The 17,695-nt window shown below is 64.4% G+C and carries 16 protein-coding genes and 2 tRNA genes; 9 read left to right on the top strand and 9 right to left on the bottom strand.

The features are described 5' to 3' along the window. Positions 1-8 precede the first annotated feature (8 nt). Genes HUX88_RS22475 through tssA form a run of 3 tightly spaced genes read left to right on the top strand, consistent with a single transcriptional unit; the run spans position 9 to position 6,034 of the window. Positions 9-4,154, top strand: a complete 4,146-nt coding sequence (locus HUX88_RS22475; RefSeq protein ID WP_217916404.1) for a type VI secretion system protein — start codon at positions 9-11, stop codon at positions 4,152-4,154. 23 nt (positions 4,155-4,177) lie between these two features. After that, positions 4,178-4,813: a formyltransferase family protein gene (locus HUX88_RS22470; protein WP_176363184.1), complete on the top strand. Its 636-nt coding sequence runs from the start codon at positions 4,178-4,180 to the stop codon at positions 4,811-4,813. A 12-nt stretch (positions 4,814-4,825) separates the two neighbouring features. Further along, a complete protein-coding gene (gene tssA, locus HUX88_RS22465; protein ID WP_176363183.1) occupies positions 4,826-6,034 on the top strand; it encodes a type VI secretion system protein TssA in 1,209 nt (402 codons plus the stop codon). A 4-nt stretch (positions 6,035-6,038) separates the two neighbouring features. On the opposite strand, the gene HUX88_RS33015 is transcribed toward tssA, so the two are convergent. Together HUX88_RS33015 and HUX88_RS22460 are read right to left on the bottom strand one after the other, a co-directional pair. Continuing rightward, positions 6,039-6,164, bottom strand: coding sequence for a hypothetical protein (locus HUX88_RS33015; protein ID WP_256367534.1), 126 nt, complete (start codon positions 6,162-6,164; stop codon positions 6,039-6,041). A 125-nt stretch (positions 6,165-6,289) separates the two neighbouring features. Then, entirely contained in the window at positions 6,290-6,742 is a 453-nt protein-coding gene (locus tag HUX88_RS22460; RefSeq protein ID WP_117013253.1) for a hypothetical protein, read from the bottom strand. A gap of 217 nt (positions 6,743-6,959) precedes the next feature. Here HUX88_RS22460 and HUX88_RS22455 point away from each other — a divergent pair, with 217 nt between their 5' ends. Further along, positions 6,960-7,178: a hypothetical protein gene (locus HUX88_RS22455; RefSeq protein WP_176363182.1), complete on the top strand. Its 219-nt coding sequence runs from the start codon at positions 6,960-6,962 to the stop codon at positions 7,176-7,178. Between the two features lie 23 nt (positions 7,179-7,201). Here the strand turns inward: HUX88_RS22455 and HUX88_RS22450 are convergent, their stop codons facing one another. Continuing rightward, positions 7,202-7,903: a hypothetical protein gene (locus HUX88_RS22450; RefSeq protein WP_176363181.1), complete on the bottom strand. Its 702-nt coding sequence runs from the start codon at positions 7,901-7,903 to the stop codon at positions 7,202-7,204. A 189-nt stretch (positions 7,904-8,092) separates the two neighbouring features. Between HUX88_RS22450 and HUX88_RS22445 the strand changes: the two genes are divergently transcribed. Further along, positions 8,093-9,604: a mechanosensitive ion channel family protein gene (locus tag HUX88_RS22445; protein WP_176363180.1), complete on the top strand. Its 1,512-nt coding sequence runs from the start codon at positions 8,093-8,095 to the stop codon at positions 9,602-9,604. Between the two features lie 32 nt (positions 9,605-9,636). Here the strand turns inward: HUX88_RS22445 and HUX88_RS33160 are convergent, their stop codons facing one another. From HUX88_RS33160 to HUX88_RS22415, 6 genes are all read right to left on the bottom strand, one after another. Then, complete coding sequence (locus HUX88_RS33160; protein WP_308937141.1) at positions 9,637-10,161, bottom strand: BrnA antitoxin family protein; 525 nt, start codon at positions 10,159-10,161, stop codon at positions 9,637-9,639. A 58-nt stretch (positions 10,162-10,219) separates the two neighbouring features. Further along, entirely contained in the window at positions 10,220-10,492 is a 273-nt protein-coding gene (locus HUX88_RS22435; protein WP_117013258.1) for a BrnT family toxin, read from the bottom strand. Positions 10,493-10,696: 204 nt separating this feature from the next. Next, a tRNA-His gene (locus HUX88_RS22430) sits at positions 10,697-10,772 on the bottom strand. Between the two features lie 113 nt (positions 10,773-10,885). Next, complete coding sequence (murI, locus tag HUX88_RS22425) at positions 10,886-11,725, bottom strand: glutamate racemase (RefSeq protein WP_176363179.1); 840 nt, start codon at positions 11,723-11,725, stop codon at positions 10,886-10,888. Then, positions 11,725-13,254 carry a fumarate hydratase gene (locus HUX88_RS22420; RefSeq protein WP_117013260.1) on the bottom strand — a complete coding sequence of 510 codons (1,530 nt, stop codon included), beginning with the start codon at positions 13,252-13,254 and terminating at the stop codon, positions 11,725-11,727. The genes murI and HUX88_RS22420 overlap by 1 nt, the downstream gene beginning before the upstream one ends. A gap of 16 nt (positions 13,255-13,270) precedes the next feature. After that, positions 13,271-13,861, bottom strand: coding sequence for a YqhA family protein (locus tag HUX88_RS22415; RefSeq protein WP_176363178.1), 591 nt, complete (start codon positions 13,859-13,861; stop codon positions 13,271-13,273). Positions 13,862-14,081: 220 nt separating this feature from the next. Here HUX88_RS22415 and acs point away from each other — a divergent pair, with 220 nt between their 5' ends. From acs to HUX88_RS22395, 4 genes are all read left to right on the top strand, one after another. Then, on the top strand, positions 14,082-16,070 hold the full coding sequence (acs, locus tag HUX88_RS22410; protein ID WP_117013262.1) for an acetate--CoA ligase: 1,989 nt from the start codon (positions 14,082-14,084) through the stop codon (positions 16,068-16,070). 77 nt (positions 16,071-16,147) lie between these two features. Continuing rightward, a tRNA-Ser gene (locus HUX88_RS22405) sits at positions 16,148-16,238 on the top strand. A 219-nt stretch (positions 16,239-16,457) separates the two neighbouring features. After that, the gene (locus tag HUX88_RS22400; protein ID WP_176363177.1) at positions 16,458-16,829 is read left to right on the top strand and encodes an Arm DNA-binding domain-containing protein; all 372 of its coding nucleotides are present in this window, start codon (positions 16,458-16,460) and stop codon (positions 16,827-16,829) included. 89 nt (positions 16,830-16,918) lie between these two features. After that, positions 16,919-17,653 carry an SDR family NAD(P)-dependent oxidoreductase gene (locus tag HUX88_RS22395; protein WP_176363176.1) on the top strand — a complete coding sequence of 245 codons (735 nt, stop codon included), beginning with the start codon at positions 16,919-16,921 and terminating at the stop codon, positions 17,651-17,653. Positions 17,654-17,695: the final 42 nt, after the last annotated feature.

Genomic DNA, 17,695 nt, shown 5'->3' with positions numbered 1-17,695 from the left:
TCAACTTCTTGTCAGATAACACGGCCATTGCCACCTTGCTGGTGCTGACGCTGCTCGTCATGCTGCTGTTCGCGGTGGTCATCTGGGCGGCGATGAAGGGCGCGGAAAAGGCCGACAAGCCGGCCGACCAGAAGCCGCGCCTGATCAGCGCGGACTCGCTCAAGCAATCGTTCCGCGTGGCGGTGGAGCTGATCGAAAACAATATCGCGGCCCGCTCCGAGCGCTACAGCCTGGCGTGGACGCTGGTGCTCAACGAGGACAGCGCCGGGCGCGAACTGCCGCTGCTGCAATCGGGCCTGCAAAGCGCGCTCAGCGCGGACAGCACGCTGACCGCCGGCGCCCAGGGCATCAACTGGAACTTCTTCGACCAGGGCATCGCGGTGCAGCTGCAGTCGGACTACCTGGGCGCGCCCGATCCCGAGGCGTCCGGCGGCGCCGCCAACACCACCTGGGACGACTTCCTCGGCCTGTGCCGCAACTACCGTCCCGACCGGCCGTTCGACTCCATCGTGGTGGCGATCCCGGCGCGCGCCTTCCTCGACGCCGACGGCGCCGGCCAGCTGGACCTGGCCGCGCGCGCCAAGGCCATCCACCGCCGCCTGTGGCTGGCGCAGAACCGGCTGGCGCTGCGCTTCCCGATCTACCTGGCCATCACCGACTGCGAGACCATTCCCGGCTTCGCGCGCTTCGGCGCCGCGCTGCCGGAGCCGCTGCGCCGCTCGATGCTGGGCTGGTCGTCGCCGCACGAGCTGGCCGCGCCGTTCCAGGCGCAATGGATAGAGACGGCGATGAACGAGATCGTCCGCACGCTGTCCGACAGCTGCGCCGAGCTGTGCGCGCTGGAGCCGTCGGACTCGGACAGCAGCGAGTACTTCCTGCTGCCCAACCAGGTCGAGCGCCTGCGCGCCGGCCTGAAGCTGTTCGCCGAGGAGCTGATGCGGCCCAGCGCCTACCACGAGCCCTTCCTGCTGCGCGGCATCTACCTGACCGGCGATTGCAGCGACGAGGCGGCCCTGCTGGGCGAGCCCGCCGCGCCGGCCGACGACGGCTTCCAGCCGGTCGACCAGGCCGCCGCGACCCCGCCCGCCACGCTGCCGGAACGGGCCGAGCCGACGCTGTCGGACGCCGCCGCGCCGGCCTGGGTGCCGGGGCAGGGCAGCGCCGTGCCGGCCTTCCTGCGCGACATCTTCGAGCGCAAGATCTTCGCCGAGGCCGGGCTGGTGCGCTCGTCGTCGGTGCACCGCATGCGCCGGCCGGCGATGAACCGCATGGCGCGCTGGATCGCCGTCGGCATCCCCGTGGTGTGGGTGGCGGGGCTGCTGTTCGCCACGCTCAACCTGCACCGGCTCGGTTCCGACGTGGTGGTCTACCTGCACAAGCTGGACCGCGATACCCGCGCCAGCCTGCTGGCGAGCAGCCACAACGTGGTCGACCCGGCGCAGAGCCGCCAGCGCGCGATGGAGGCGCTGCAGAACATCGAGCAGATGGGCAATGCCCGCCTCGGTTCGCTGTTCATGCCCGGCTCGTGGCCGTGGTTCGACAACCTGCACCAGCGCGTGCAGGGCCGCATGGAAAAAGGCTTCGCCGACAACGCCTTCGATCCGCTGCGGCGCTCCATGTACAGCCGGGTGAGCGAGCTGACCGGCGTGCCGATCGACCCCATCTCGGGCAGCCTGGTGATCGGCGGCCGCTGCACCTTGCCGGCGCGCTGGAACGAGATGACGGCGGCGCCGAACACCGCGCTGAACATGGAGAACCTGCCGGAGTTCTCGGCGCTGCTGCAATACGTGGCGCGCATGGAGCAGCTCGACCAGGTGCAGCAGGCGATGATGCGGCTGAAGTCGGCCAGCTCCGGCCCGCCGTCCGGCGAGGACCTGGGGCTGGTGGTGCGGGTGCTGCTGGGCACCGAGCTCAACGGCAATCCGGCGCGCACCGCCACGCTGTTCCGGCAGGTGGCCAAGGACGTGCAGTCGCTCACCGCCGAGCCGCTGCAGGAGGCGGCCAGCTGTTCGTTCAGGCTGGCCGTCAAGGCCACCGCCAAGCGCATGTTCGTCAACAACGGCTTGCTGAAGGCCGAGCAGACCATCGGCGAAACCTCGGCCGCGCTGTACGAGGCCGATCCCAAGGCCGACGCCGCCACCAACATCGCCATCTGGCAGGCGCTGCGCACCGCGCTGCGCGCGCAGGAGGCCTACCTGACCACCGGCAAGGGCGCGTGGATGCACCGCAGCACGCCGGACCTGGGCCCGGCCTGGGACAACCTGCTGCAAAAGGTCGAGAGCGTCTCGCTGCTGGGCAAGGCGGCCGCCGACGACGCCCGCAAGCAGACCGACGACGGCTTCAACCAGTTCATCTCGCTGTGGGACGCGACCCTGTCGGCCGACAGCCACTCGCAGGGCCTGAGCTCGGGCCTGGAATGGTCGGAGGCCAATTCCGCCTGGGCCTTCGCGGCCGACCGCAAGGGGCTGCTGGACGCGCTGAACGGCCTGCTGTCGCAGCCGTTCATGAAGGTCAACCACCTGAGCCGCCTGCCGGAGGTGCCGGCCGGCTCCACCGTCGGCTGGGACGGCCCGCGGCTGGACCAGGTGCTGGCGCTGGGCGACGCCCGCAAGCGGGTGCAGACCGACTTCCTGCCCAAGTTCCCCAACATGCTGCAGGCGCCGGCCGCGCGCCTGGCCGACGGCGCGCTGGCCGAGACCGCGCGCGACATGCTGTCGCAGGCCTACATCGTCTCGACGCGCGAGGTGCAGGCGCCGGCCGCCGAGGCCGACCGCGCCAAGGCGCTGCGCATCCGCTCGTGGCTGCAGGACATCGCGGCGGCCGGCGTGGCCGACAACCTCACGGCCGTGCTCAGCCGCGACGCGCTGACCCGTTTGCAGCTGCTCGACGAGACGCTGGCGCGGGCCGAGGTGTTCGTGCCGCGCGACCGCGCCTTCCGCTCGTGGAACGGCGAGAAGGCGCCGCTGCTGGACGCCTTCGGCGCGGCCGACGCCGGCGCGCTGGCGGCCTACGTGCAGCAGCAGCAGGCCTTCATCGAGGCCACCGGCAAGGACGCGGAGACGCTGCTGATGCAGCTGGGCGGCGCCGGCGCCGGCAATCCGCTGGTGACGCGCTGGCAGGCCACGGTGGCCGACCTGGGCCGCTACAAGCTCAAGAGCCCGACCAGCAGCCTGGGCGCGCTGGAGCAGTTCGTGCTGTCGGGCGCGGCCGACCTCGACATCAACAACTGCCTCGACAAGCTGTCGGCGCGCGCCGCCCAGCGCCGCGCCACCGACGTGTTCTCCGAGCGCATGCAGGGCCTGCAGGCCGGCCTGTACTCGCGCTGCCGCGAGCTGCTGCAGACCGGCTACCAGGACGCCTGGACCCGCTTCGCCGCCGCCTTCAACGCCGGGCTGGCCAACCGCGCGCCGTTCCGTTCGCTGGCGCCGGACGCCAACGCCAAGGCCGGCGCCGCCGACAAGGTGCCGGCCGACGTGGACGAGGTCGGTTCCGTGCTCAAGCTGTTCGACCGCGTGCACGTGCTGGCGCTGGCCTCGGACCGCGACCCGACGCGGCCGTCGCCGGCCAGCACGGTGCGCAAGGTGGACGAGCAGATGCAGAAGGTGCGCGAGTTCCTGGCGCCGCTGTACCCGGCCGAGGAGGGGCAGGCGGCCGGGCTGGACGTGATGGCCGAGTTCCGCGCCAACAGCGCCGTCGAGAGCGAGGGCAACCAGATCATCGACTGGTCGCTGAGCATCGGCGCCCACACGCTGCACCAGCGCGACGCCCCGCGCGCGCTGCGCTGGGAGCCCGGCCTGCCGGTGGTGCTGACCTTGCGCGTGGCGCAGGACGGCCCGGCCATCCCGAAAGCCGAGGCCGGCCATCCCGGCATGGCGGTGGACGGCCGCACCATCAGCTACCGCTTCGACGATCCATGGGCGCTGTTCAGCTTTGTGTCGGCCTACCGCGAGACCGATGCGGGGTCGGCGGCGGTGTCGGGCGCGCGCTCGCAGCTGTTGAAATTCGAATTCCCGATGAGCGCGGTCGGCGACGGCCGCATCCAGACCCGCGACAGCCGCGCCAGGGTGTACGTGCGGCTGACCGTGAGCGCCGCCGGCAAGCGCACGCCGCTGGTGTGGCCGCCGGTGTTTCCTGTCAAGGCGCCGGCGTGGTAGGCCGGTTTGAACGAGGTGTTGCCATGTCATCCCTGCCCCCACTTGTGCGAGTTGCCCTGTTCGGCAGCTTCCATCGCGGCTTCCACGTGCTGAGCGAACTGCTCAAGGGGCCGCTGGCGCAGCGCGTGCGCGTGGTCGGCGTGGCCACCGACGACGTCGACTCGGACCATGTCAGCCGAGGGCGCCGGGTCTGGGCCTATCCGCACAGCCTGGCGGAGGAAACCATGGTGGAGCAGCTGGCGCTGTCGCACGGCATCGTGCCGTACAAGGGGCGCGTCAAGACGGACGATTTCTTCAGCCTGTACGACCGGCAGTGGAAGCCCGACCTGTGCATCACCGCCACCTTCGGCCAGCGCATCGACGCGCGCCTGTTCGAATGGCCTCGGTTGGGCTTCTACAACCTGCATCCCTGCATCGACGACGGCTGGCCGTCGCACTACGCCGGCCCCAATCCCTTCCAGGCCCTGCTGGACAACGGCTCCGACCATGTGGTGATCGCCATGCACCAGATCGACGAAGGCTTCGACACCGGCCCGCTGCGGGCCCTGTCCGAGAAGATCTACGTGCCCTATGGCGCCACGGTGGTGGACCTGCACAAGCTGACGTCGCCGCTCGCCGCCAAATTTTTTGCGCGCGAGCTCGCCAAGATGCTACCGTAGGCGGAACGGCGCATGGCGACCATAAAGAGCAATCTGCGCAACCTGGTCGACAAGGCGCGCCTGCTGATTTCCGATGAGCGAACACCCAGTACTCCGAACCCGACCGCCCCTATGAACGCACCCAGCCTGCCGATACCGCTGTCCCTGATGAGCATGGAGCATCAGGAGGAGCTGGAGCTCTTGCTCAAGCCCATCACCGAGGACCAGCCCTGCGGCCCGGCGTTGCGCTACGATCCGATCTTCACCGAGATCCGGCTGGCGCGCGAGGAGGACGATCCCAGCCTGCCGATGCGCCAGTGGGAGCGGCCGCTGCAGAAGGCCGACTGGCCGCTGATCGAGGCGCGCTGCAAGACCATGCTGACGACCCGCTCCAAGGATTTGCAGATCGCCGCCTGGCTGCTGGAGGCGTGGACGCGGCAGCACGGCGTCGACGGCATGTATCGCGGCCTGAGCCTGGTCGACCGGCTGCTGCGCCAATACTGGGAAGGCTTGCATCCGGTGATCCAGGACGGCGACGCCGACGCCCGCGTGGCGCCGCTGGAGTGGATCAACGAATCGTTCTCGGTGACGGTGCGGGTGCATGTGCCGCTGCTGAGGATCAACGGCCGCAAGCCGCCGGCGCAGAGCCTGGTCGACTGGGAGCGCATGACGGCGCGCGAACTGGCCGGCCATCCGGCCGAGCCGCGCGCGGCCGCCGACAACGAGCCGCCGCCGCTGACCCGCATGGAAGTGATCGCTTACGCCCACCAGCGGCTCGGACGCGAGCTGGCCCAGCGCCTGCAGGTGGTGCAGCGCTGCCTGAACTGCCTGGAGACCATGCTGGCCTTCGTCGACCTGCAACTGGGCGCGCAGGCGCCGAACCTGTCTAAACTGAAGGGAACGCTGGTGGCGCTGGAGCGCGTGCTGCAACAGCTGGTTCCCGAGCAAAAGGAAGAAGAGATGACGACGCCCGAAGCGCCGCAAGGCAACCAGGAAACGCCCGGCGCGGCCGCGCCGCCGGTGGCGGTCCTGTCCGGCTGGAAGAACCGCGACGAGGCGTATGCCACGCTGGACGCGCTGGCCGATTACCTGAGCCTGGTGGAACCGCACAGCCCGACGCCCTATCTGCTGCGCCGCGCCGTCAACTGGGGCCGCATGCCGCTGCCCGAGCTGATGGCCGAAATTATCCGCGAGGAGGGCGACTTGAACCGTCTGGTGAATATGCTGGGCTTGCGCGAGTGAAGTCTCAGCGCAGCTGGTAGAGCGAGGTGGAATGGTCTTGCAGGGCGTTTTCCGTGCACAACACGTAGGTCGATGCGCAGGCCAGGCCGAGCAACAACGTGCCGAAGGCGATGTGGAGATAGCGTGCCATGACAAACTCCGGTGGGGATGGGACTACCAATGAGTCCAGAATATCCCAGGGGAGGTCAGACGGGCATCAGCCGATTGTCCGATACTTTGTAGGACAACTGCCCGTCTTCTATCTTTGTACCAACTTTATTTGGTTTTCCAGAGGATGATGGCGTCGGCCGGCGCGGTGTCCGTGGCGTTCGACACTTCCAGCCAGTGCTGCAGGAGTTCCGGGTGTTTCAGCTGGATGCCGGAGCCGTCGATGTAGCCGATCTGTTCGACCATCTTCGGGTCCATCTTGGCCTTGGACACGGTCGGCGCGCTGGCCACCATGCGGTCGTAGGCCTTGCGGGCCTTGTTTTCCCACTTGTGCAGGCTGGTCTCGTCGAAGCGGTTGGCCTCGAAGAAGACGGTCAGCGAGCCATCCGGATTGCCGTAGCCGACGATGCCGGCGCCTTTGCGGATGGTGGTGGAGCTGCTCACATCGAACAGCGCGGTCGGCACAAACACGGCCGCGCGTCCGTTGACGTCGGGACAGCCGACCGGCGTGTCCTTGCTGTAGGTACTGACTTCGTGCAGGGGTGTTCTCTCGTGGGACATGGCTGGGCTTAATCTAGAAGGGGGAGGCGTTGCATGCGAATGCACAGACATTCATTGTAGCGCCAAACAAGTTCCATTGGGCAACAACTGCAATAAAATTTTGTAACGCCGGCGTGGTGGATAAACTTCTGCTTCATGATATTCGTCAAAGCTGTTGCTGGCCCCGCAGCGAAGCTCGCGGGATATGATGGTTGCCATCGATTGATGGGAGGACGACATGGCGATGAATTCCGAGAATGAGGCCGATCTGCGGTTTGTGTTGCTTGAAATCGGCAAGTTATCCAGCAATGTCGAACGGCTGATTACTGACGTGAAATTCATGGGTGAAAAGGTCGATGGCTTGCGACATCAAGTGACGTTCGTGCGCGGAGCGCTGTACGTGGTCAGCGGGGTGCTGGCTGCCGGCGTTTACTACGTCGCCGCACTGTACCGATAGCGAAAGCGGCCGCTGATGGTCTGTCAGCCGCCATCCTCGACCGGCTCGAACACCACCCTGGCCTCGTTGCTCCAGCTCTTGTCGTGGACAGGCGCGATGTAGCCACGCCGGTCGGCCTGGAGCGGCAGCTTCAACGTGCGGTCGGCCTCGACCAGCGTGGCCGACCGCAGCTTGAGCGGCTCGGGAAAATCCACCGCGATCTTGCCGGAATGGCAGAGGCCTCCGGCGAGCTGGAACGTCGACCTGATCAGGAACGACATGTCGTCCTTGTCCATTGCCCAGAGCATCTCGCACTCCATCCGCAGGTCGCCCAGGCGCCGGGTGGACGGCGGCAGGCCGGGCGTGTGCACCGACGGTTTGAACGCCGCGCCGCCGGCCTTGACCGAGACCACCAGGTCCGCCCGCTCGTCGTCGATGACGGGTTTTTTCTCCAGATGGAAGTAGCCTTGCGGATCGAGCGCGATCGGCTGTTCGGCGGCATTGCCGACCAGGCGCAGCGTGAGGTCCTTGCCGGGCGGCTTGGAAAGCAGCCGGAAGCCGGGATCGGCCTGCGGCGCCAGCTCCTTGTAGCGCTCGGCGGCCGACAGCGCGCGCACGAAAGACTGGTAGGACTTGTGCTCTGGATTCTTGAAGCCGACGATGTTGACTTCCTGCCCGGGCGCCGTCTGCGCCGTTGCGGTGGTGCCGAGGAATAGCGTGCCAAGAAGTGCGGTGGTCCAGTTCATTTTATTTCCGGTGGATTTATCCAAAGCGTAGGGATTCGTCCATGGTACACCATTAACTTTTAAGCAACCATGGGTGGCTGTCTTGTTGCTAAGCCAAAAGGGTTTAAATAGTTTAGCTCGTTATCGCATTGCGCCTGGGGGGCGATCAGTTCACAATACATTCAAGCTAGCAACGGATGAGGAGCCCGCATGCTGACCATCGATGGCCCATGGATCAATCCCTGGCACGCCGGCCTGGTCGCCGCCGTCCTCGTCTGCAGCGTGGCGCAGCTGCTGCTGACCCGCTCCGATCCCGACAGCCAGCACATGTTCCGCAACAACCTGCTGTTCGGCGGCCTGTGCCTGATCCTCAGCCTCTCCAGCAAGCTCATGATCGACATGGACCAGCGCCAGGCCGCCGGCCTGTTCGAAAGCGCCTCCATGCTCGGCTTCGGGCTGCTGCTGATACGCATCCTGGGCCTGACCGCCTTCCGCGTGCTGCTGCCGGCGCTGCGCATGCACCCGCCGCGCATCATGGAAGACATCCTGCTGGTGATCACCTACATCGTCTGGGGCCTGGTGTGGCTGCGCGTGGCGGGCCTGGACTTGAGCGGGCTGGTCACCACGTCGGCGGTCATCACCGGCGTGGTCGCCTTCTCGATGCAGGAAACGCTGGGCAATATCCTGGGCGGACTCGCGCTCCAGTTCGACAACTCGGTCCGCATCGGCGACTGGATCAAGATCGACGACGTGCGCGGCAAGGTGGTGGAGGTCCATTGGCGGCATACGGCGGTGCACACCAACAACGGCAACCTGATCGTCATCCCCAACAGCGTGCTGATGAAATCGAAGGTCGAGGTGTACAGCCGCGAGAGCAAGCCGGAGTTCCGGCGCTGGGTGCATTTCTGGATCGAGGACGGGGTGCCGCCGCAGCAGGTCATCGCCACCGTCCAGGCGGCGCTGCGGCAGACCCACATCGAGCATATCTCGACGGCCCGGCCGCCTGAGTGCATCGTCACCGATTACCGCGATGGGCTGATCCAGTACGCGGTGCGCTACTGGCTCACCAACCCGGCCCACGACGACGGCACCGATTCGGCCGTACGCATCCATTTCTACAGCGCCCTGCAGCGGCAGAGCCTGTCGCTCGCCCATCCGTGCATGGACATCCGTCTGAACGCGGATTCGGAGCGGCGCTCGAACGCCAGGCGGTCGGTGGAGCTGGACGCGCGCAGGAAGGCGCTGGGCAAGGTCGCGCTGTTTTCCAGCCTCACCGACGAGGAACTGGGCAAGCTCGCCGGCGCGCTGCGCAATACGCCGTTCGTCAAGGACGATATCATCACCCGGCAGGGCGCGGTGGCGCATTGGCTGTATCTGCTGGTCGGCGGCGAGGCCGACGTGTGGTTCGAGGCCGAGGGGAGGGAGCGCGTCCATTGCGCCACGCTCACGGCGGGCGACGTGTTCGGCGAGATCGGCCTGCTGACCGGCGCGCCGCGCCGCGCCACCGTCACCGCCAGGACCGATGTGCTGTGCTACCGGCTGGACAAGGAGAATTTTGAAACCATCCTGCACGAGCGGCCCGAGCTGGCGGCCGAATTCGCCCACGTGCTCAGCGACCGCAGCGAAGGGCTGAGCGCCGTCCGCAGCCATCATGCGGAACCCGAGCTGGTACAGCAAGCCAACTACCTGGAAGGCATACGGCGGTTCTTCAGGCTGCATTGAAGCATCCCTGAGCAACGCCCGGTTGGCCGTGATTACATGATGACCGGCAGATCTCTAACCGCAGCGTTGCCCACGTCTACGGTAATGACCCGTTCGCGCGCGGCCTCTTCTCGACCAGAGGCAAGCAGGTGCCGTTTGACCTTTTCTTTGGCTTGAACGGTATCCCTTGCCACAACCAGGAATTCATCCGCTTTGCGCTGCTCTTTCGCGCCGGCTTGCACCGTGGCGTGGAATCGGCTGAGCTGACGCGTTTCGATGAGGTATTGCAGCAGAATCTCGTTGATACGGGTCTGCCAACCGGGACCCAAAGCCTTGAACGAGTCCAGCACCACGTTGTCAAACCGGATGCTGGTAGCTACCTTGGTCGCCTCCAGCGCTGGCCGTCCGCGTGGGCGTCGAGCCGGCTGGAGTTTTGCTAATTCAGTGTCGGTCATTGGCGGGTTGTCAGGGTCGGACAGGGCCGCCTTGGTAATCGCGGCGTCCTCTTCCTCTGTCGGCATGATGAGCGTAAGTGCCTTGGCCCTGCGAGCGATTGCACGGCGGGTGTCTTCGTCCAACTGCGGCGCCCTTGTTGGGCGCCTCATCGTTGCCGGTGCGGCGGCTTTCGCCGCTTTGTCATTTGTTGGCTTCGACATAATTTCTTACCTCTTTAGCGTTTGCTTTTCGTAGACTGATAATCCTTCGTCCGTCGTCGCGGTCCACATACACCACGCAGTAGAGCTTATTTTCGATGGCTCCGAACGCTCTATACCTGTCCTCGCCGTAATCCTCTCGATCATCCAGCTCTTCCATCGCGGTATCCCAATCGAGGTCCGCCGCATGCGCCAGCGAGACACCATGTTTCTGCCGGTTGATGCGGTCTTTGTCGGGATCAAAGGTGATGAGCACGAAATTATTGTATGTACATAAAATATACAGGTCAACCATTTCCCGTACATACAATAATTTAGGCTAGGTGCGAGCTAGCGCCCGCCGAATGTGAGCTGGCGCGGAGGAAGGGCAGCATATTCCAAAGTTTGGAGCATTGGTCCAGAAAAAGGAAAAGGGCTACAAGCCGAAACTTGTAACCCTCTGATTTTCCTACGTATTCTGTGGGGTGGCTGATGGGGCTCGAACCCACGACAACAGGAATCACAATCCTGGACTCTACCAACTGAGCTACAGCCACCACTGATTTACTTCGCTTTGTCTACTGTTTCGTAGACAGGTGCCGAATTATACAAGCCAGTTTTGAATCCTGCAAATCTAAATGCAAAGTTTTTTCAAAATATTCCGGCTTGCTTAAACATCAACCTTTTCCACCGGCGGATGCAGGCCCAGCAGATTGGCGAAGGCCGGCGCCAGCGCGCTCACATCCGCCGTCGTGTAGCCGCGCAGGGACGCGGGCGCCTCGCCGTTGGCGCGCGCCGGGTGCAGCAGGCCGCCGCCGTCCAGCAGGCGCACCAGCTGGCGCGCCACGGCGTCGCCCGTATCGATCAGCATCACGTCCGGGTGTCCGTGGCCGCGCAGCACGCGTTCGATGCCGGCCTGGACGAAGGGATAGTGGGTGCAGCCCAACACCAGCGTGTCGGCGCCCTGGTCCAGCAGCGGTGCCACGTATTGCTCCAGCAGCGCGGCGATGGCCGGGGTGTCCAGGTCGCCCAGCTCGATCTGGTCGACCAGGCCCACGCACGGCTGCAGCAGGAACTCGGCCCGCGTGGCGGCGCTGATCTGCTCGCGCAGTTGCAGGAACTTGTCGCCCTTGAGCGTGCGCGCCGTCGCCAGCACGCCGACCTTGCCGCTGCGCGTGATCGCCGCGGCGGGCTTCAGGCCGGGCTCTACGCCGACCACCGGCAGCTCGGGATAACGCGCCCGCACCGCCTTGATGGCGGCCACGGTCGCGGTATTGCAGGCCACCACCAGCGCCTTGGCGCCGCGCTCCAGCAGGAAGGCGGCCACCAGCAGCGCACGGTCGACCACATACTGCTCGGTCTTTTCGCCGTACGGCGCGTGGCCGGAATCTGCGAAGTAGATCAAGTCCTCGGCCGGCAGCTGCGCCCGGATGTGGCGCAGCACCGACAGCCCGCCCACGCCGGAATCGTAGACGCCGATGGGGGCGCCGGGAGAGCGGGCGCCTTGCATCAGGCCGTCACGACCGGAACGTTCAGCGCTTCGATCTTGGCTTTCCATTCCTTCGGACCGGTTTCATGCACCGAGGTGCCGGCGGCGTCCACCGCCACGGTCACCGGCATGTCGACCACGTCGAACTCGTAGATCGCTTCCATGCCCATGTCGGCGAAGCCCAGCACCTTGGCGCCCTTGATCGCCTTCGACACCAGGTAGGCCGAGCCGCCGACCGCCATCAGGTAGGCCGACTTGTGCTTCTTGATCGACTCGATGGCGACCGGGCCGCGCTCGGCCTTGCCGATCATCGCGATCAGGCCGGTTTTCTCCAGCATCATGTCGGTGAACTTGTCCATGCGGGTGGCGGTGGTCGGGCCGGCCGGGCCCACCACTTCGTCGCGTACCGGATCGACCGGGCCGACGTAGTAGATCACGCGGTTCTTGAAGTCCACCGGCAGTTGCTCGCCCTTGGCCAGCATGTCCTGGATGCGCTTGTGCGCGGCGTCGCGGCCGGTCAGCATCTTGCCGTTCAACAGCAGGGTCTGGCCCGGCTTCCACGAGGCGACTTCTTCCTTGGTCAGCGTGTTCAGGTCGACGCGCTTGGACTTCTCGGTGTCCGGCGCCCAGCTGACGTCAGGCCAGGTCGACAGCGGAGGCGGCGTCATGTAGGCGGGGCCCGAGCCGTCCAGCACGAAGTGGCCGTGGCGGGTGGCGGCGCAGTTCGGAATCATCGCGACCGGCTTCGATGCGGCGTGGGTCGGGTAGGTCATGATCTTCACGTCCAGCACGGTCGTCAGGCCACCCAGGCCTTGCGCGCCGATGCCCAGCGCGTTGATGCGGTCGCACAGTTCGATGCGCAGCTCTTCCAGCTTGTTCTGCGGGCCGCGCTGCTTGAGCTCGTACATGTCGATGTCTTCCATCAGCACTTCCTTCGCCATCAGCATCGCCTTCTCGGCGGTGCCGCCGATGCCGATGCCCAGCATGCCTGGCGGGCACCAGCCGGCGCCCATGGTCGGCACGGTCTTCAGCACCCAGTCGATCAGCGAATCGGACGGATTCATCATGACCATCTTGGATTTGTTTTCCGAGCCACCGCCCTTGGCGGCCACCTTGACGTCGACGGTGTCGCCCTCGACCAGTTCCATGTGGACCACGGCCGGCGTGTTGTCCTTGGTGTTCTTGCGGTCGAAGTGCGGGTCGGCCACGATGGAGGCGCGCAGCTTGTTGTCATCGTAGTTGTAGGCGCGGCGCACGCCCTCGTTGACGGCGTCGGTGACGGTGCCGGTGAAGCCCTCGAAGCGCACGCCCATGCCGATCTTCAGGAAGACGTTGACGATGCCGGTGTCCTGGCAGATCGGACGCTTGCCCTCGGCGCACATGCGCGAGTTGGTCAGGATCTGCGCGATCGCGTCCTTCGCGGCCGGGCTTTGCTCGGCATCATAGGCGCGCGCCAGATGCTGGATATAGTCGGCGGGGTGGTAGTAGCTGATGTACTGGAGCGCGGCGGCAACGGATTCGATCAGGTCTTCTTGCTTTATGATGGTCATGATGTTCTCGCGAGGGTTAATGGGATTCGTTATGGGTGAGGGTGGTGATGCGGTCGGTGTAGGAGATCGCCAATGCCGACAGCAGGAACACCGCGTGTATGCTGGTCTGGGCGATCAACGTTTTCGGGTCGTAGACGCTGGCGTTGATGAAGGTCTTCAGCAAATGGATGGACGAGATGCCGATGATGGCCATCGCCAGCTTGGTCTTCAGCACGGAGGCGTTCACGTGCGACAGCCATTCCGGCTGGTCCGGATGCGTGTCGAGATTCATGCGCGAGATAAAGGTCTCGTAGCCGCCGATGATGACCATCACCAGCAGATTGGAAATCATGACGACGTCGATCAGGCCGAGCACGACCAGCATGATGGTGGTTTCGTTGAGCTTTGCCGGCAGCGGGGCGCCGGGCACCGCGACAGCCTGGAAGATGTGCTCCAGTGCGGTCTCATTGCCCAGCACGGCGCCGATCAAGTCCTTGAGCTCGACCCAGAAATGGAACACGTAGACGCACTGCGCCAGGATCAAGCCCAGATACAGCGGCAACTGCAGCCAGCGCGTCATGAAGATAAAGGCGGGCAGCGGGCGCAGTTTCGGTGGTGGCTTGGTCATTACGGCGGAACTCCTTGAATTGGTGCAGACTAACGAGATGGCGACATTTTACACGTGCTGCTCAGCAATCGCAGCGGGGAGACACGACGTATGGCTTTAGAAATATTGGTAAAATTACATAGAGCACCACATCCTCCGCCGGGGACGTCCAATCTGTAAGGGCTCAGTAAGCGATGAAGTTTATGTTTATGACAAACGACTACAAACACTGGAGACAAGCATGAGCAGCACTACTACCCAACAAGGTCCGCAGGAATCCCGCATCTTCACGCCACCGGCGGCGTTTGCAGCACAGGCGACCGTGTCCGGCATGGACGCCTACAACGCATTGTGCGCGGAGGCGGCGGCCGACTACGAAGGCTTCTGGTCGCGTCTGGCGAAGGAAAACCTGGTGTGGCAGAAGCCGTTCACCAAGGTCCTGAACGAGGACGACGCGCCGTTCTACAAATGGTTCGAAGACGGTCACCTGAACGTCTCCTACAACTGCCTGGACCGCAATCTGCAGAACGGCAACGCCGACAAGACCGCCATCATCTTCGAAGCGGACGACGGCAAGTCGGTGCACGTCAGCTACAAAGAGCTGCACGAGAAGGTCTGCAAATTCGCCAACGGCCTGAAATCGCGCGGCATCAAGAAAGGCGACCGCGTCATCATCTACATGTCGATGTCGGTGGAAGGCGTGGCCGCGATGCAGGCTTGCGCGCGCATCGGCGCCACGCACTCGGTGGTGTTCGGCGGCTTCTCCGCCAAATCGCTGCAGGAGCGCATCATCGACGCCGGCGCGGTGGCCGTCATCACCGCCGACGAGCAACTGCGCGGCGGCAAAAGCCTGCCATTGAAAGCCATCGTCGACGAAGCGCTGGCGCTGGGCGGCTGCGACACCATCAAGGACGTGATCGTCTACAAACGCACCGGTGGCAACATCAACTTCCAGGCGGGGCGCGACCTGTGGCTGCACGACCTGGTCGCCAACCAGTCGTCGGTATGCGAACCGGAGTGGGTGGATGCCGAGCATCCGCTGTTCATCCTGTACACGTCCGGCTCGACCGGCACGCCGAAGGGTGTGCAGCATTCGAGCGGCGGCTATCTGCTGTGGGCCGCGCTGACGATGAAGTGGTCGTTCGACATCAAGCCGGACGACGTCTACTGGTGCACGGCCGACATCGGCTGGGTGACGGGCCACAGCTACATCGCCTACGGCCCGACGGCGGTGGGCGCCACGCAAGTGGTGTTCGAAGGCGTGCCGACCTACCCGAACGCCGGCCGCTTCTGGGACACCATCGCCAAGCACAAGGTCAGCATCTTCTACACCGCGCCGACCGCGATCCGTTCGCTGATCAAGGCGTCGGACGTCGACGCGAAAGTGCATCCGAAAAACTACGACCTGTCGTCGCTGCGTTTGCTGGGCACGGTGGGCGAGCCGATCAATCCTGAAGCGTGGATGTGGTACTACACGCAGGTGGGCGGCGAGAAGTGCCCGATCGTCGACACCTTCTGGCAGACCGAGACCGGCGGCCACATGATCACGCCGCTGCCGGGCGCGACGCCGATGGTGCCGGGTTCGTGCACCTTGCCGCTGCCGGGCATCATGGCCGCGATCGTGGACGAGGCTGGTGTGGACGTGCCGAACGGACAGGGCGGTATCCTGGTCGTCAAGCGTCCTTGGCCTTCGATGATCCGCACCATCTGGAACAATCCCGAGCGGTTCAAGTCGAGCTACTTCCCGGAGGAGTTGGGCGGCAAGATGTACCTGGCTGGCGACGGTGCGATTCGTAACAAGGATACGGGTTACTTCACGATCACCGGGCGGATTGACGATGTGCTGAATGTGTCGGGTCACCGCATGGGCACGATGGAGATCGAGTCGGCGCTGGTGGCCAATCCGCTGGTGGCTGAGGCTGCGGTGGTGGGCAAGCCGGACGATACGACCGGTGAGTCGATCTGTGCGTTCGTGGTGTTGAAGCAGGCGCGTCCTACTGGGGAAGAGGCCAAGAAGCTGGCGCTGGAGTTGCGGAATTGGGTCGCCAAGGAGATTGGTCCGATCGCCAAGCCGAAGGAGATCCGGTTTGGGGATAATCTGCCGAAGACGCGTTCGGGCAAGATCATGCGGCGGTTGTTGCGTGTGTTGGCCAAGGGCGAGGTGATCACGCAGGATGTGTCCACGCTGGAGAATCCGGCGATTCTGGAGCAGTTGAAGGAAGCTTCCTGAGGTTGGGGAAATAAACTTTGTACTCTTGGGAATTTTTGCTATAATTCGCGGCTTCTCCGAAAGGGGAAAGTGATGCAGGAGAGGTGGATGAGTGGTTGAAGTCGCACGCCTGGAAAGCGTGTATAGGTTCATAGCCTATCGGGGGTTCGAATCCCCCTCTCTCCGCCAAGGATTCAAATTGGGCAGTCTCAGCAAGTCCAAGGAAGTATTAAAAAAGCCGCTCTAGCCCCTGCTACAGCGGCTTTTTTGTATTCTGACGGCTCCTACTGTCCAGCAGCATCCAGCGTTTTTGGGGGCCTTGATACGGATCAGTTTTACCCCATTCAAAACCAATGCCCCAAAAACCTAGTCTAAAGTAGTTTCCGGCACCTGCCAAGGGAGACTACCATGCCCAAAATTATCCCACCTCTGACCGAAGCGCAAGTCCGAAATGCCAAGCCCCGCCAGAAACTATATAAGCTGTTTGATGGCGGCGGACTGTACCTAGAAGTTGCTCCAACCGGCTCGCGCAGCTGGCGTTTGAAATTTCGTCAACAGGACGGAAAAGAGAACCGGCTCACTTTCGGTCCCTATCCCGAAATTTCGCTTCAGGACGCGCGCGAACGGCGCTTGGCGGCGCGGCGACTCATAGCCACACTAGATGATGTCAAAGCCAGGCTGAACGGAGTGTTGAGCGCTGATATAGTTGAGCGCCAACTCGATGGTACCGACAGTGCCGCAGGTTTCAGTAGGAGTCGTCATAATTTTGTGGTTACCTAAAAGTGCATACTTGTGCATAGGTTACCTTAACTCCATACTCTATTCAAGCAAGCAGATTCCTGCTTCCTAACCAAGGAAGGATACAAGTTATGACCAGACTGAATGGAAAGACCGCCGTGATCACCGGCGGCGCTACCGGCATCGGCCGCGCAGCGGCAGCACGCTTCATCGAAGAGGGGGCCTTTGTCTTCATCTTCGGCCGCCGGCAGGAGGCGCTCGACGCCGCCGTGGCCGAGCTCGGACCCAACGCGCGCGGGGTGCAGGGCTCGGTCGCCGATGAGGCCGACCTCGACCGGCTCTACGCGGCGGTGAAGGCCGAGCGCGGAACGCTCGACATCGTCTTCGCCAACGCCGGGGTGGGTAGCCTGCTTCCGCTCGGCCAGATCACCGCCGAGCACATTGACGAAACCTTCGACACCAATGTGAAGGGTTTGATCTTCACGGTCCAGAAGGCGCTGCCGTTGATGGGCGAGGGCGGTTCGATCATCCTGACCGGATCGAGCGCCGGCACCACGGGCGCCCCGGCGTTCAGCGCCTACAGCGCGAGCAAGGCGGCGGTGCGCAACCTCGCGCGGTCCTGGGCGGAGGATCTGAAGGGCACCGGCATCCGGGTAAACGTGCTGTCGCCCGGGCCGACCGCTACCGAACTGGCGAAGGCCGCGGTGGGCGAGGAGGGCATGAAGGTGTTCGCCTCGATGAATCCGCTCAAACGCATGGCCGAACCGGTGGAGATCGGAGCGGTGGCTGCCTTTCTCGCGTCGCAGGACAGCAGTTTCATGACCGCCAGCGAGGTCGCCGCCGACGGCGGCCTGGCGCAAATCTGACGCGCCACGCCCTGCCGGCCGCTCCGGTCGATATTCGGTACC

Source organism: Duganella sp. BJB1802, from assembly GCF_013369445.1.
Lineage (GTDB): Bacteria > Pseudomonadota > Gammaproteobacteria > Burkholderiales > Burkholderiaceae_D > Rugamonas > Rugamonas vulcania_A.
This window is presented reverse-complemented; position numbering and strand designations above follow the sequence as displayed.